This window comes from Streptomyces capitiformicae (genome assembly GCF_002214185.1).
In the GTDB taxonomy this organism is placed as follows: Bacteria; Actinomycetota; Actinomycetes; order Streptomycetales; family Streptomycetaceae; genus Streptomyces; species Streptomyces capitiformicae.
The window spans coordinates 1,823,016-1,836,636 of sequence record NZ_CP022161.1; the positions used below are offsets into that span (position 1 = coordinate 1,823,016).

The window sequence follows — 13,621 nt, forward strand, 5'->3', positions numbered from 1 at the left end:
AACGACGAACCACTTCTCCGAACCGACGACCGGTCGTGATGGTCAGGGGAGATGTCCATGCGTTTCCCAGGAGAAGTGAATATGTCCGTGGTCCGCTTTGGGCGGTCGAGTGACGTCGATGCGCTCATCGAGCGGGAAGAGGAGAAGTGGGACGGCGACCAGGCGGCCGGGCGTGCGGAATTGGCCGCGCGCATCGAGGCGTATCCACGGCTGAGCATCGGTGCTTTCGATCCGTCGAGCGGTAGGGACCTGGCCTCGCTCTTCATGAAGCCGATCACGAGCGCGGAACTGGAGTCGGCTGCGACCTGGGCGGACTGCGCGCGGGTGGAGAAGGCCGTTCCGGCGGCCGGGGGTTCGCTGTTCGGAAATCAGTCTGAGCAGTGTCGACGGGGACGCGGTGACGGCCATTTTCGAGTTCTTCTGGCCGTATGCGCTCAAGCACGGGTGGCGTGACATTTATCTGGGTTCCCCGATGCCCGGTCTACGGGCCTGGAAGCGCGCAAATCCGGAGCTGCCTGCCGAGGTGCACATGCGGGAAAGACGGCATGGGCTCCCCCGCGATCCACAGCTCCGCTATTACCACCGCAAGGGATTCAAGGACATCGTCTCCTGCCAGCCCGGCTATTTCCCGCACGCCCCTTCGCTCGAAGTACGTCCGCGATGACGCCGTCCTCCACCACGATGTCCCGCGCGGCCAGCACCTCGCACTCGCCGGCCACCGGGACGCGCAGCACATCGCAGCCGCGCACCAGGAGGTGGCGGGCCGCGGAGAGGGGCGTTCTGTCGCTCATGCGGCATAAGCTAGATATCCAAAACGTCTTGCACAACAAGGTCTGGAGTGAACTGTTCGACCCCGGCTCTCGGCTCGCGCACGGGCTGCCGCTCAGGCGGTGCGATCCGCGTCGGCCACGATCCGTGCGGCGAGATCCAGACAGGAATCGGCGGTGCGCTCCTTGAGCCGGGCGAGATCGACCACCCGGTGCTCGAACAGATGCGGGTCGAACGGTACGTGGACGATCGCGTCGCATATCTCGCGGAGCCGGTCGTGGGCGACAGAGTCCGTCACCGACTGCTCGGCCCGCCGAGCCCGGTCACCACGGCGACGGCTTCATCCGCGAGGCGCCCCAGCCCAGGTCACGGAGGCCGTCGAGGAGCCGCTCCGCGGCATCGACGGAGTGCTCCGCAGCCGTGCAGCAGACGATCAGGCGATCCGTCAGCTCCAACGCCACATCCGCGGTCGCGTCGAGGCGGACCACGGCCAGGTCGGTCAGCACCAGGGGGTAGTGCCCGGCCGCCAGCGCGAGGACCCAGCGGTATTCGTCGGCGCAGGCCGGGCTGGGCGTGGAGTGCAACGGACGGTGGGCGAGTACTTCGAGGCCGGAGGATGTCCTGCTGGTGTGGCGGCGTAACTCCTCGTAGGTGGCGCTCGGCGGCAGCCAGGTGAGCTGGCGGGGTGCCGCATGGGTCCGCTGATTGAGGTGGGCGTGCACACTGGACGAGCCTGCGGTGCTCCCGCGGCGACAACAGCTTCAGTACGCGGGAGAGTCGGCCCGCCGCCAGCAGTTCCGGTACGGCGGCGGGGTCCCGACGCCGCAGCACCTCGACGAGGGTGGCCAGCGCGCGCGGTTCGGTGAGTAGCAGCCGCGCGAAGTCGTCGGCGGTGGGTGCGGAGACCGAACTCGCGTGACCGTATCCGCAGGGTTTCGCCACTGCTCGGGCTGTACGAATGTCCCGTCGGACAGGCGCAACTCGCTGAACTACATCCCGTTGCACCAGCTGTTGACGACTCCGTGGCAGTGCGCCTACAGGCGCCGACCGGATGTCGAGAGAGCTCCTTAGCTCCTTAGCTCCTTAGCTCCTTGCCATTGGGCTCTCGCGTCAGCTCTCGTCGGGCTACACGGCTTCACCGTCGTGGTGCAGCTGGACGGCAACACCATCGATGCTCTGAAGACCGGCGGCGTAGCTTGCGCGCCATCGTTGGTACCGGCATCGGTGCGCTTCAGCATCTGAAGCACAGCAAATGAGCAATGCCTGGAGGGGCGGTCTTCATGCGGCTGCCCCCAGTGCCCTCAGCCCCTCGAACCGGCACCAAAGTAGGCGGGTTTGGGAAACACGCTTCCCTGCCGGGGGCTGAGTTCCCCAACCACGCTCCTTCTGAGCTCGTGGCCCGGTCCCGGTGCATCTGCTTCCTTCCCACCATACCCCCGTCCCCTTTCGGGGCGTTATGTCCTTGTGAGCCACGAAAGTTGAGCAGAGGCGAGCGGCGGCTCTGTGAGCCTGCCTAGTATCGAACAGGACACGCCTCCTGGCCCCACACGATCACAGGTTCCCCGCCAAACCATGGGCCCCCCTGCGGTGTTGGACATCGCTCCATGGTGGGCAGCGCCAAAGGCCCGTCCCCTCCACGTGGGCCAGACATCTACGTCAGAGCATCGGCGTGCATGATGGAGACATGGATCTTCGAGTATTCACAGAGCCCCAGCAAGGCGCGACCTACGAGACGCTCCTCCGCGTCGCAAAGGCCGCTGAAGAACTTCACTACGGGGCCTTCTTCCGCTCTGATCATTACCTCCGCATGGGTTCAGTGGACGGCCTGCCCGGCCCCACCGACGCCTGGGTCACCCTGGCCGGCCTCGCCCGCGAGACCAAACGCATCCGGCTCGGCACACTGATGACCGCAGGAACCTTCCGCCTGCCCGGTGTGCTCGCCATCCAGGTCGCGCAGATCGACCAGATGTCCGGCGGCCGGGTCGAACTCGGCCTGGGCGCGGGATGGTTCGAGGAGGAGCACAAGGCGTACGGCATTCCGTTTCCCAAGGAGAAGTTCGCCCGCCTGGAGGAGCAGCTGGCCATCGTCACCGGCCTGTGGGCCACGGAGGTCGGCGAGACGTTCTCGTACGAGGGCACCTACTACCAGCTGACCGACTCGCCCGCACTGCCCAAGCCGGCGCAGGCAAAGGTGCCGGTGCTCATCGGCGGCCACGGTGCGACCCGCACTCCGCGCCTCGCAGGGCAGTACGCCGATGAGTTCAATATGCCGTTCGCCGGGATCGAGGACACTGAGCGCCAGTTCGGCCGGGTGCGCAAGGCCGCCGAGGCGGCCGGCCGCAAGGGTGACGACCTGGTGTACTCGAACGCGATGGTCGTCTGCGTGGGCAAGGACGACGCCGAGGTGGCCCGCCGCGCCGCCGCCATCGGCCGCGAGGTCGACGAACTCAAGGCCAACGGCCTCGCCGGCTCCCCGGCGGAGGTCGTCGACAAGATCGGCCGCTACCAGGCGATCGGCTCCCAGCGGATTTATCTCCAGATCCTCGACCTCGACGACCTGGACCACCTGGAGCTGATCTCGGCGCAGGTCATGCCTCAGGTCAGGTAGGTAGGCAGGTAAGTACGTTCACCCGGACTCGACCGGATGGCGACACTGGCCGACACCGTCGGCCCCAACCTCCTCCCCCGCCCGTCAGGTTGCACCCGGAGCTGCCTCGGCCGTACGAGCGCGGCAGATGGGAAGTCTTGGGACGGTCGTGCCGCTGGGACCGGGCTTCAACTCGGAGGAGATGGCCGGGAGCGCACGAGCATCGCCGACCATCGAGGAGAGGAGGGGACGCCTGCCATTCGCGACGGCCGCAGCATCCTCCCCTCCTACTCCTTTATGAAGAGTTCGGACGAACCCGGATGCTCCCTTCAGCACCCCCTACGCTGTTACCGACTCATTATCACCCTCGTCGCTCTTCGGCATGGCCCACTTGATTTCTACTCGTCCGTTGACCCGCTCCCACGAAGTACCGCGTCGGGTCGTGTTCGGATTGACGATCACCTCGTCCGCGAAGAGCGCCAGGAATGCCCTGCGCTCTGCGACTCCCCACCGATCCCAGAGGCCGCCTGGCTCCACTGGGTCGCCACTCTCAGTGTCTGCGACCCATTCCTCGATGGGGAGGCGGGTCGCCGTCGTTGCAGAGGTTTTCAGTTCATCGATACGGGCAGTGCATCGGGCCTCGTGCTGCCGGTACTTACGAATGGTGTCCCTGAACGCCTGGCGGCCCGTGGGACCCTCGTACAGCCCCTCGTCTCGGTCGTCGTACAGTTCCGTCATACTCTGCTGAACATGGGCTAGCTGCGCTTCCTGCTCGGCGAGTTCGGCAGTCGCCTCGGGGTCCGCTCCCTGCACCGCGAACCGCTCAGCCGCAGCCGCGAGGAGGGCAACATCCTCGTCATTCTCAGGATCCAGCTTGGCCACCTTCGCCCAAAGACGGGCAGCGACAACGTTGTTCGTCTCCTCCATGGCAATACGCAATACATGCTTCTCCACGTCGCCCACGGAGCGCCGGAGGTTGCATACATACGTTTGGCCGACGTTGCTAACGGTCATGCCTGATCCGCACTTGCCGCACCGCAAGACACCCCACGACCCAAGGAACGTCATAGTCCCCGCCCGGTCCATGGTCCGCTCTCGCTTGCGACCGTCAAGAAGTGTTTGGAGGTCATACCAGCGCTTCGGGGTGATAAAGCCCTCGTGTGGCCGTACCGGCTGGCCCTCCTCGTCTCGCAGGATTGTACGTTCCCTCGTCTTCGGGTCAACAGGCCCGATGGCAAACCCGGCCAGGCGCGGGTCACGAAGAATGCGGCGGACCACCCTGTCTGACCATTCCAGACTTGCCGTATCACTCTCCCCGCCTTTACGACGCCTCTGCGCGGCCTCTCTGCGCGCCTTTGCCGCATCCTGGTCGAGGCTACCCAACGGGGTCTTGGTCTCTTTGTCTGTCATGTGAGCCGCGATGCCGTTCTCCGTCATACCGGATTCAGCAGACTCGATGATATGCATGATGTTGTCGGACGGCGTCGACTCAGGACCGATTTCGGCGTCACTCATCACCCCTGGCTTTAGCAGCCGGAGCGTCAGTCCGTCCGTCTGGACGGTTTCGACATCGAACCCGTAAGGGACCGGGCCAGAGGAATGTGATCCCTTCACCTTCAAGGTCGCGAAAGCGTCTCGGATAAACTTCGACTTGTTCTTGGATTCCTGATGTGCAAGACCCGCGATCAGGGCGAAGAATGCGACACCGAACGGGTTGTCGTCCGACGTGTTGATGAAGGGCTCTTGTGTAGAGACGAGTGCCACGCCGTGACTCGCCAACTCCTGTTGAATCTTGAGCGCCTCGGCAGCCCCCTGTCGCGTGAGGCGCGACAACATGTAGATCACCACGACGTCGAACTTCCGCGCACGGGCATCTTTCATAAGGCGCTCAAAGTCCGGACGGAAGACGTTCGGGTCATAACCCGACAGTCCTACGTCTTCGTAGTGGCCGACGTGGGTCCATCGATCTTGAGAGTTGATGTAGGAAATCCCCTTCTCCTTCTGCATCTGAGGAGAAGTCTGGCTGTCCGTCTCGCTCTTGTGACTCTGCCGGCCGTACGTAACTGCCCTGACCATGTCCACGTGGCCCCTGCCCCCCAGGGCGATAAGCTCCATGGGTAGTTACCGTACCGGTTCCCAGAAAGCATCGAAGCCGAAATCCCATCGTGCACGCTCACACCCCCGTCAACCCCACTGGTCGCGCCGGTACCACCCGTTCCCCCGTCGGGTGAAAATCCGTCAATCCGGTGTAGTGGACGGGACTTGGCCAGTGACCGGCGGGAACGGAGATCGTTCCTCGGGAGGAGCCGGACCGCCCGGCACCCGTCGCCGGCGGCCGCTGCCGGGACGTCTGCCACACGTGCCCCCACGGGGGGGCGAGGGCCGAGGAGGCCGTCACATGTCCCAGGAAGCCGTGCCGGAGCAGGCCACCGTGCCTGCGCAGCCCAAGGGTCTGCTCCAGCAGATGGAGGAGTTGATGGCTGCCCTGAACGCGGACCTGTCCCAGCTTGACGCGGATCTTTCGGCGCGGGGCGCTGCCGTGGAGGAGAGCGAGACGGCCTGACCTTCCGAGTTACGCCGACCTGCGCCCGGCCGTCCCGTCTCGGCCGGGCGTTCGTCGTCTGGTGCGGATCGCTGCCGCGGAGAGCTCGGGTGGTTCGGTTCGGGGGCGTGTGCGGGTGGGTGGGGGCTTGTCGCGCCCGCGCGGCGGAGCCGCATCTCGATACAGCCCCGCGCCGCCAAACGCACGCCCAGCACGCGAGTTGTCAGGCGCCCCGACCGGACCCCGTCGCATCCGGCTCCGACAGCACCTTGTCCCTCGCCGCCAGACGCCGCAGCATCTCCAGGACCCTGTCGCGGGCCTCGTCCGCCGCGTCGATGGCCTCCATGCACTGCCAGTAGGTCGCTTCGTCGTCGGCCGCGCTGGCGAGGGCGACGAGGGCGATGCCGACCTCGCCGAGGAGACCGCCGAGGCGGTCGAGGGACTCGTGGGCGTCGCCCAACTCGGTGAGCTGGGCGGCGCGTAAGTCGCCCACGCCGAGGGGCGGGGCGCCGAGTATGCCGCAGCCGCTGCCCGCCAGCTCGGTCAACCCGAGGGCCTCGCCGCGCAGTTCGGGAGGGCCCGAGACCGCGAGGCGGCTGCCGATCGCCTGGGCGAGGGCGTACGCCTGCCACGCCTCCGCCATGATCCGAGGTCCCTCGACGCTGCCCCCCAGGGCACGCCTGCTCGCCAAGATGAGCCGCACCGCATCCATGCGCTGCCCCTACTGTCCCTGACGCGCTCTCACACGTCCGCCCGAACTCCTACCTGTTCATTACCCAGAGTGAAGGTCTGTGAGACAGAAAGCCAGAGGAAGCCTGAAATCTGTGGATAACAAAAGGCTGTGGACAACTTTTCAACTCCGGAGAGTGACAAGTGGATGAACGTCTTCATCGATATCGACATGGCACACCGTCATGGCGGCCCCGGCGCCGGAAACCTCCGCTCGTTGCGGTCGATCTTCGCATCCAGCGCCGACAGCGGGTCGATGCCGAGGACTTCGCAGAGCTGGAGCAAGTAGGCGAGGACGTCGGCGACTTCGTCCGTCACCCGGGCGGCCGTCGCCGGGTCCTCCATCACGAGGGACGACTCCTCCGGCGTCAACCACTGGAAGATCTCCACGAGTTCGCAGGCTTCGACGCTCAGCGCGGAGACGAGGTTCTTGGGGGTGTGGTACGGCTGCCAGTGGCGGGCGGCGGCGAACTCGGCGAGTCGGCGCTGGAGTGCCGGCAGGTCCGGCTTCCCGCCGGATTCAGGATCTTTCACGGTTCAGGTGTACCACCGTCACCCCCGGCACCCCGGCGGCCCAGGACGCGTCACTCACCGCGCCCACCAGCCGGATATGGCCACGCTCGCACATCCGGGCCGCCAGCCGCACCAACTCCAGCGCCTGGCGGGGGTCCAGGGAGCGGTCGAAACCGTCGGCGAGCACCGTGAGGGTCTGCAGGGCCGCGGGCACCTCCGCGACCGGGTCGACCTCCAGCACCCCGGGTCCGGTGAACAGCACCAGGGCCAGCGCCAGATACCTCAACTCCCCGTCGCCGAGCAGGCCGAGGGCCGTCCGTACGCCGTCGCCCCGGTCCAGCACGGCCCGTACCAGACCGTCCCGCACCCGATTGTTCCGCACCAGACCATCCCGTACGAGACCGTCCCGCAACGGTTCGGCGAGCAGGTCCACCACCGGGCCCGCGCAGCCGTCCCGGACCGCCGCGACGAGCTGCGCGTGGCGGCGTCCGCACTCCGTCCTCGTACGCCACAGCACATCGGCGAGGTTGTCGCAGCCCCGCAGGAGCCGCCCGGAGCCGAGGGGTACGGCCTCGCGCATGCGGCCGGGGCGGGGGTCGCAGGCGAAGACCGAGCGCAGCGCGACCACCGTCTGCTCCGCGGCGGCGAGCACCCGCCGCTGGCCGTCCGTCCTGCCCGCGACGCGGAGCGGGAGCAGGGCGGTGCCGAGCCGGTCGTCGGGCAGGGGGCCACGGGTGACGGGGGTCGAGCCCGCCGTGTGCCAGGAGGCCTGGACGACGGGGCGGGACGGGTCGACCAGCGCCGTCTGCAGCAGGGTCAGCCCGCCGGCCGTCAACCGCTCGCCCACGATGCGCAGTTCGGGCTCGGCCTGGATGGCGACGTCGAGCCGTACCGGACCCTCGGGGCCGTCGGTGGTGCAGCCGATACGGAAGCCGCGCCGCCGCTGGGCGTCCGGGCGGGCCCGCTCGGGCACACAGCCCGCCGGGTCCCGGAACGCCTCGCCGAGCCGGGCGCCGCCGCCGAGCCGCGCCAGCGCCTCGTACGCCCGGAGCGCGGTCGACTTGCCGCTGCCGCTGCGCCCCGTGAGCAGGGTCAGCGGTCCGAGCGGGAGGACGGCACCGCGGTGCCCGGCGAAGGCGGAGAGCCGCAGCTCGGTGACGCCGGGCCGCTCTGGGCGCGCTTCGGCGCGCCGCTCGTCACACACCGGCTGTGATGGCGACGACGGCGATGTCAGTGGCGGTGGCGGTGGCGTCACCGACGCCGGCGGCGCCGGTGACAGGGGTGACGCGGTCATATGCGGACAGTAAGGGTCCGCTTGCCCGGCAAACCGTTCCGTCCGGCTGATCTTCCTACGATCGGGGGAGCGCCCCCCGACAGCTCGGGGGAGCGCCCGCGCGGAGCCTCACACCCCCGGGATCCCCGCACCTTCCATCAGCCCGCGCACCTCGGTTCCCGGTGGTGTGAGGAGGAACACGTTCCGGTCGACGCGGTGCATTCCGCTGGCGAGTCCGAAGACGACACCCGTGCTGAAGTCGAGTACGCGCTTGGCGACGTCCGTCTCCGCCCCGGACAGGTCGAGGAGCACCGGAACGCCCGCCATCAGCGTCTCGGCGACCTCGCGGGCGTCCGCGAAGACATTGACGCGCAGGACGACGAAACGGCGCCTGGCCTCGGTCTCGGCCTCCGGTATGGTCCGGTGGCCGACCGCGGACGGCCATGCGTCCCGGCCCCGCAGCGGCACGACCTGAGCGAGCCCCTCCCACTGTTCGTCGGTGACATCGTGGCTGTTCACCCTGTTCACCGGCCTTCCCCCTGGCTCGCACTGACTGACTGCATCGGCCAATTCTTACGCATGGTCACCCGTTCGGCCCAACAGCGACACGGACCGCGACACTCCCACCTGTCACATCGGCCGTACATTGGCCGTCACATCGGCCGGTTCCCGCCCTCACAGCCCGTCGGCGGGCCGTGTGTGGCGGGCGTAACCCCTCATGATCAGGTCATGTGACATCGGCGTAACGGGCAATTCGTACGATCGGGCCTGCCGGACACCGACTCGGACACTGAGCAGACAACGGCCGGCAGCCGTACCGGAGACCGACCGGACTACGACCGGACACCGACAGAGAGGGGCCGCCCGTGGCCGCACAGGGCCCGCCGAGCACCACGACCCAGGTGCGGACCGTGTGCTCGTACTGCGGTGTCGGCTGCGGCATGCTCCTGGACGTCGGGATGGGTCCCGACGGACGGCGTACGGTCCTGAAGGCGACCGGTGACAAGTCCCACCCGGCGAACTTCGGCCGGCTGTGCACCAAGGGCGCGACCACCGCCGACATGCTCGCGGCACCGGGCCGGCTCACCACCGCCCTCGTGCGGGACGACCGGGGCGACGAGCCGGTCCCCACGCCCGTCGCCGCCGCGATCGCCGAGACCGCCCGGCGACTGCGCGCGATCATCGACGAGCACGGGCCCGACGCGTTCGCCTTCTACGTCTCGGGCCAGATGAGCCTCGAAGCGCAGTACCTCGCGAACAAGCTGGCCAAAGGCTTCATCCGCACCAACCAGATCGAGTCGAACTCCCGGCTGTGCATGGCGAGCGCCGGCACCGGCTACAAGCTCTCGCTGGGCGCCGACGGGCCGCCCGGCTCGTACGAGGATCTCGACAAGGCGGACGTCTTCCTCGTCATCGGCTCGAACATGGCGGACTGCCACCCCATTCTCTTCCTGCGGATGATGGACCGGGTCAAGGCGGGCGCGAAGCTGATCGTCGTCGACCCACGGCGTACGGCGACCGCGGAGAAGGCCGATCTGTTCCTGCAGATACGGCCGGGTACGGATCTCGCGCTGCTGAACGGCCTGCTGCATCTGCTGCACGCCGACGGTCACACCGATCCCGAGTTCATCGCCGCGTACACCGAGGGCTGGGAGGCGATGCCCGACTTCCTCGCCGAGTACCCGCCCGCGTCCGTCAGCGAGATCACGGGGCTCGCCGAGGACGACATACGGGAGGCCGCGCGGCTGATCGGCGAGGCCGAGGAATGGACGAGCTGCTGGACGATGGGGCTCAACCAGTCCACGCACGGCACCTGGAACACCAACGCGCTCGTCAATCTGCATCTCGCCACCGGCGCCATCTGCCGTCCGGGCAGCGGGCCGTTCTCGCTCACCGGGCAGCCCAATGCCATGGGCGGGCGTGAGATGGGTTACATGGGGCCCGGGCTGCCCGGTCAGCGGTCCGTGCTCGTGGACGAGGAGCGGGCGTTCGTCGAGGAGCTGTGGGGGCTGGCGCCGGAGACCCTGCGGAAGGACGGCGTCGGCAAGGGCACGGTCGAGATGTTCCAGAAGATGGCCGACGGGGAGATCAAGGCCTGCTGGATCATCTGTACCAACCCCGTCGCTTCCGTCGCCAACCGGAAGACCGTGATCGAAGGGCTGGAGGCCGCCGAGCTCGTCGTCACGCAGGACGTGTTCGCCGACACGGAGACCAACGCGTACGCCGATGTCGTGCTGCCGGGTGCACTGTGGACCGAGTCCGAGGGCGTCCTCATCAACAGCGAGCGGAATCTGACGCTCGCGGCCCCCGCCGCCGATCCGCCCGGTGAGGCGATGGCCGACTGGCGGATCATCGCGGCCGTCGCCCGGGAGATGGGGTTCGAGAAGGGGTTCTCGTACGACAGTGCCGAGCAGGTCTTCGAGGAGATCAAGCAGGCGTGGAACCCGAAGACCGGGTGGGATCTGCGGGGCGTGACGTACGAGCGACTGGGGTCCACCACTGTGCAGTGGCCTGCGGCTGAGCAGGACGGTCCTGCGCGGAATCCCATCCGGTATGTGGACGAGGACGGGGGGCTCACCTTCCCCACGGCGAGTGGACTGGCCGTATTCCATGCGCGGCCGCACATGCCGGCCGCCGAGATGCCGGACGACGACTATCCGTTCGTGCTCAACACCGGGCGGTTGCAGCATCAGTGGCACACGCTGACGAAGACGGGCAAGGTCGCCAAGCTCAACAAGCTGAACCCCGGGCCGTTCGTGGAGGTGCATCCGCGGGACGCCGAGGAGTTGGGGATCGCCGAGGGCGACTCCGTCGAGGTGGCCTCGCGGCGGGGGCGGGCCGTGTTGCCCGCCGTGGTCACGGATCGGGTGCGGCCGGGGTGTCTGTTCGCGCCGTTCCACTGGAACGATCTGTTCGGGGAGTATCTGAGCATCAACGCGGTGACGAGTGACGCGGTGGATCCGTTGTCGTTCCAGCCGGAGTTGAAGGTGTGTGCGGTGGGGGTGACCAAGGTTTCCTCGCCCCCTCCGCCCCTACCCGTCCCTCCCCCACTCTCGGCTTCGCTCGAGCGGGGGAACCCCCATCCAGGGGCGGCTGTCCCTTCGACCCCGCTCCTGGGGGCTGCGCCCCCAGACCCCCGTCGGCCTTCGGCCTCGTCCTCAAACGCCGGACAGGCTGAATTGGTGCGGTCCGGCGCCACCATGGCCGTGCTCGGGCTGGAGCCCGCTCCGCCGCCCGTCCTCTCCGCTCAGGAGCGGCAGTACCTCACCGGGTTCCTCGCCGGGCTCGGGAGCGGTGTGTCGGGCGTGCCGGTGTTGCCTGCGGACGCGCCCTTCACTCCTGAGCACGCGTTGTGGGTGAACGGGGTGCTCGCCGGGATGTATTCGCGGGCCGCGGCTCCTGCCGTCGTCGAGCCCGCCGGGCGTGAGGTGGTCGTGCTGTGGGCCTCGCAGACGGGGACCGCGGAGGAGTTCGCGGTGGCGGCCGCCGAGCATCTGGGGGCCGCCGGGCACCGGGCGACGCTGATCGGTATGGACGAGACCGAGCCGGGCCGACTTCCGCACGGCGCAGACCTGTTGCTCATCACCAGCACCTTCGGCGACGGCGACGCGCCCGACAACGGCTCCGGGTTCTGGGAGGCTCTCGCCCACCGGGAGGCCCCGCGCCTGGACGGTGTGCGCTATGCCGTGCTGGCCTTCGGCGACTCCTCGTACGACGACTTCTGCGGGCACGGCCGACGCCTCGACGCACGGCTCGACGAGCTGGGCGCGGTGCGCCTGGCCCCGCGTACGGACTGCGAGCCGGACTACGAGCCGTCGGCGGACGCCTGGCTCGACCAGGTGATCACCGCGCTCGGTACGGGGACGGGGACGGAAGCCAAGCCATCGACGGCCCCCACGGCCGCCCCCGCACCCGCCCCCCGTTCCGCCAAGCCCGCGCCCGCCAACGCGCGGCTCGTCGGCAACCGGCTGCTCAGCCTGCCCGGGGCGGGGAAGGAGGTGCGCCGGTTCACCTTCGACACGAGCGGGACGGGACTGTCGTACGAGGCGGGCGACGCGCTCGGCGTACGGCCGGTCAACTCCCTCGGCCTGGTGACGGAATGGCTGGCCGCGACCGGGCTGGACGGGTCGGCTCCCGTCGAGGTGAACGGGGTTGGCGAGCTGCCCTTCGCCGAGGCGTTGCACAGGCATCTCGACATCACGCGGATCACCTCGGACCTGCTTCGCTTCGTCTCCGAACGGACGCGGGACAACCGGGAGTTGAAGAAGCTGATGCGCCCGGACAACAAGGACGGGCTGGCGCAGTGGTCGTGGGGGCGGCAGGCCGTGGACGTGGTGGCCGAGTTCGCCGTACGGGCTTCCGCGCAGGAGTGGGCCGGGGTGTTCAAACGGCTCCAGCCCCGGCTGTACTCGATCTCGTCGAGCCCGCTCGTCGATCCGCAGCACATCTCGCTGACGGTCTCCGTCGTGCGGTACGAGAACCTCCACGGGCGCCCGCGCGGCGGGGTCTGCTCACCCTTCCTCGCGGACGGCGAGCAGGACATGGAGGTGCTGGTGTTCGTGCAGCGCTCGCCGCACTTCCGGCCGCCGTCGGACCCCACGATCCCGATGGTCATGGTCGGCCCCGGCACCGGCGTCGCCCCCTTCATCGGCTTCCTCCAGGAGCGACAGGCCCTCGGTCACCGGGCGCCCAACTGGCTGTTCTTCGGCGAACAGCACCGGGCGACGGACTTCTACTACGAGGAGGAGCTGACGGAGCTTCAGCAGGCGGGCGTGCTCAGCCGACTGGACACCGCCTTCTCCCGCGACCAGCGCGCCAAGGTCTACGTCCAGGACCGGATGCGCGAGCACGGCCCCGAGCTGTGGCACTGGCTCCAGGACGGCGCCCGCTTCTACGTCTGCGGCGACGCCGCCCGTATGGCGAAGGACGTCGACCAGGCGCTGCGGGACATCGCGATCACGCACGGAGGGCTGAGCGAGGGCGAGGCCGCCGCGTATGTGAAGCAGCTGGCGAGCGAGAAACGGTACGTGCGGGACGTGTACTGAGCGCATGGGCTCTGCCCGGCTCAGCTCCAGCCCTGCTGCCACGCGTGGAGGGCGGCTGCGATGGGGTCCCGCGCGAGCGAAACCGAGCGCAGGGGAGAGTGGGCGCCCAGCTACCAGGGCCGGAAGCCCCGGAGTGACCCGGCCGGTGCTCGTGGTGGGGCGTC

The 13,621-nt window shown here is 68.4% G+C and carries 12 protein-coding genes; 4 read left to right on the forward strand and 8 right to left on the reverse strand.

Annotation, left to right across the window (positions count from 1 at the left end; all coding sequences use genetic code 11):
* The first annotated feature begins 81 nt into the window (after window positions 1-81).
* On the forward strand, window positions 82-453 hold the full coding sequence (locus CES90_RS08130; protein ID WP_189780570.1) for a hypothetical protein: 372 nt from the start codon (window positions 82-84) through the stop codon (window positions 451-453).
* A gap of 140 nt (window positions 454-593) precedes the next feature.
* Here CES90_RS08130 and CES90_RS08135 read toward each other — a convergent pair whose 3' ends face one another.
* The 3 genes from CES90_RS08135 to CES90_RS08145 form a co-directional block, all read right to left on the reverse strand.
* Window positions 594-791, reverse strand: coding sequence for a hypothetical protein (locus tag CES90_RS08135; RefSeq protein ID WP_189780571.1), 198 nt, complete (start codon window positions 789-791; stop codon window positions 594-596).
* A 92-nt stretch (window positions 792-883) separates the two neighbouring features.
* Window positions 884-1,066, reverse strand: coding sequence for a hypothetical protein (locus tag CES90_RS08140; RefSeq protein ID WP_189780572.1), 183 nt, complete (start codon window positions 1,064-1,066; stop codon window positions 884-886).
* Window positions 1,067-1,091: 25 nt separating this feature from the next.
* Complete coding sequence (locus CES90_RS08145) at window positions 1,092-1,490, reverse strand: P-loop NTPase family protein (RefSeq protein ID WP_189780573.1); 399 nt, start codon at window positions 1,488-1,490, stop codon at window positions 1,092-1,094.
* A gap of 962 nt (window positions 1,491-2,452) precedes the next feature.
* Here CES90_RS08145 and CES90_RS08150 point away from each other — a divergent pair.
* On the forward strand, window positions 2,453-3,376 hold the full coding sequence (locus tag CES90_RS08150; protein WP_189780574.1) for an LLM class F420-dependent oxidoreductase: 924 nt from the start codon (window positions 2,453-2,455) through the stop codon (window positions 3,374-3,376).
* A gap of 318 nt (window positions 3,377-3,694) precedes the next feature.
* Here CES90_RS08150 and CES90_RS08155 read toward each other — a convergent pair whose 3' ends face one another.
* Complete coding sequence (locus CES90_RS08155) at window positions 3,695-5,470, reverse strand: recombinase family protein (protein ID WP_189780575.1); 1,776 nt, start codon at window positions 5,468-5,470, stop codon at window positions 3,695-3,697.
* Between the two features lie 283 nt (window positions 5,471-5,753).
* Between CES90_RS08155 and CES90_RS08160 the strand changes: the two genes are divergently transcribed.
* Window positions 5,754-5,918, forward strand: coding sequence for a hypothetical protein (locus CES90_RS08160; RefSeq protein WP_189780576.1), 165 nt, complete (start codon window positions 5,754-5,756; stop codon window positions 5,916-5,918).
* A 202-nt stretch (window positions 5,919-6,120) separates the two neighbouring features.
* Here CES90_RS08160 and CES90_RS08165 read toward each other — a convergent pair whose 3' ends face one another.
* The 4 genes from CES90_RS08165 to CES90_RS08180 all read right to left on the reverse strand — a co-directional run bounded on the left by CES90_RS08165 (window position 6,121) and on the right by CES90_RS08180 (window position 8,931).
* Entirely contained in the window at window positions 6,121-6,609 is a 489-nt protein-coding gene (locus CES90_RS08165) for a DUF6099 family protein (RefSeq protein ID WP_189780577.1), read from the reverse strand.
* Between the two features lie 200 nt (window positions 6,610-6,809).
* A complete protein-coding gene (locus tag CES90_RS08170; protein WP_189780578.1) occupies window positions 6,810-7,160 on the reverse strand; it encodes a nucleotide pyrophosphohydrolase in 351 nt (116 codons plus the stop codon).
* Entirely contained in the window at window positions 7,147-8,433 is a 1,287-nt protein-coding gene (locus CES90_RS08175) for an AAA family ATPase (protein ID WP_189780579.1), read from the reverse strand. The genes CES90_RS08170 and CES90_RS08175 overlap by 14 nt, the downstream gene beginning before the upstream one ends.
* A 108-nt stretch (window positions 8,434-8,541) precedes the next feature.
* Window positions 8,542-8,931: a cell division protein SepF gene (locus CES90_RS08180; RefSeq protein WP_189780580.1), complete on the reverse strand. Its 390-nt coding sequence runs from the start codon at window positions 8,929-8,931 to the stop codon at window positions 8,542-8,544.
* Between the two features lie 347 nt (window positions 8,932-9,278).
* On the opposite strand from CES90_RS08180, the gene CES90_RS08185 reads away from it, so the two are divergent.
* The gene (locus CES90_RS08185; RefSeq protein ID WP_189780581.1) at window positions 9,279-13,457 is read left to right on the forward strand and encodes a molybdopterin-dependent oxidoreductase; all 4,179 of its coding nucleotides are present in this window, start codon (window positions 9,279-9,281) and stop codon (window positions 13,455-13,457) included.
* The last annotated feature ends 164 nt before the right edge of the window (window positions 13,458-13,621 follow it).

Coding starts and splice junctions, on each gene's coding strand:
- CES90_RS08155 (WP_189780575.1), bottom strand. CDS start 5,470: ATGGAGCTTATCGCCCTGGGGGGCAGGGGCCACGTGGACATGGTCAGG.
- CES90_RS08160 (WP_189780576.1), top strand. CDS start 5,754: ATGTCCCAGGAAGCCGTGCCGGAGCAGGCCACCGTGCCTGCGCAGCCC.
- CES90_RS08130 (WP_189780570.1), top strand. CDS start 82: ATGTCCGTGGTCCGCTTTGGGCGGTCGAGTGACGTCGATGCGCTCATC.
- CES90_RS08175 (WP_189780579.1), bottom strand. CDS start 8,433: ATGACCGCGTCACCCCTGTCACCGGCGCCGCCGGCGTCGGTGACGCCA.
- CES90_RS08165 (WP_189780577.1), bottom strand. CDS start 6,609: ATGGATGCGGTGCGGCTCATCTTGGCGAGCAGGCGTGCCCTGGGGGGC.
- CES90_RS08135 (WP_189780571.1), bottom strand. CDS start 791: ATGAGCGACAGAACGCCCCTCTCCGCGGCCCGCCACCTCCTGGTGCGC.
- CES90_RS08150 (WP_189780574.1), top strand. CDS start 2,453: ATGGATCTTCGAGTATTCACAGAGCCCCAGCAAGGCGCGACCTACGAG.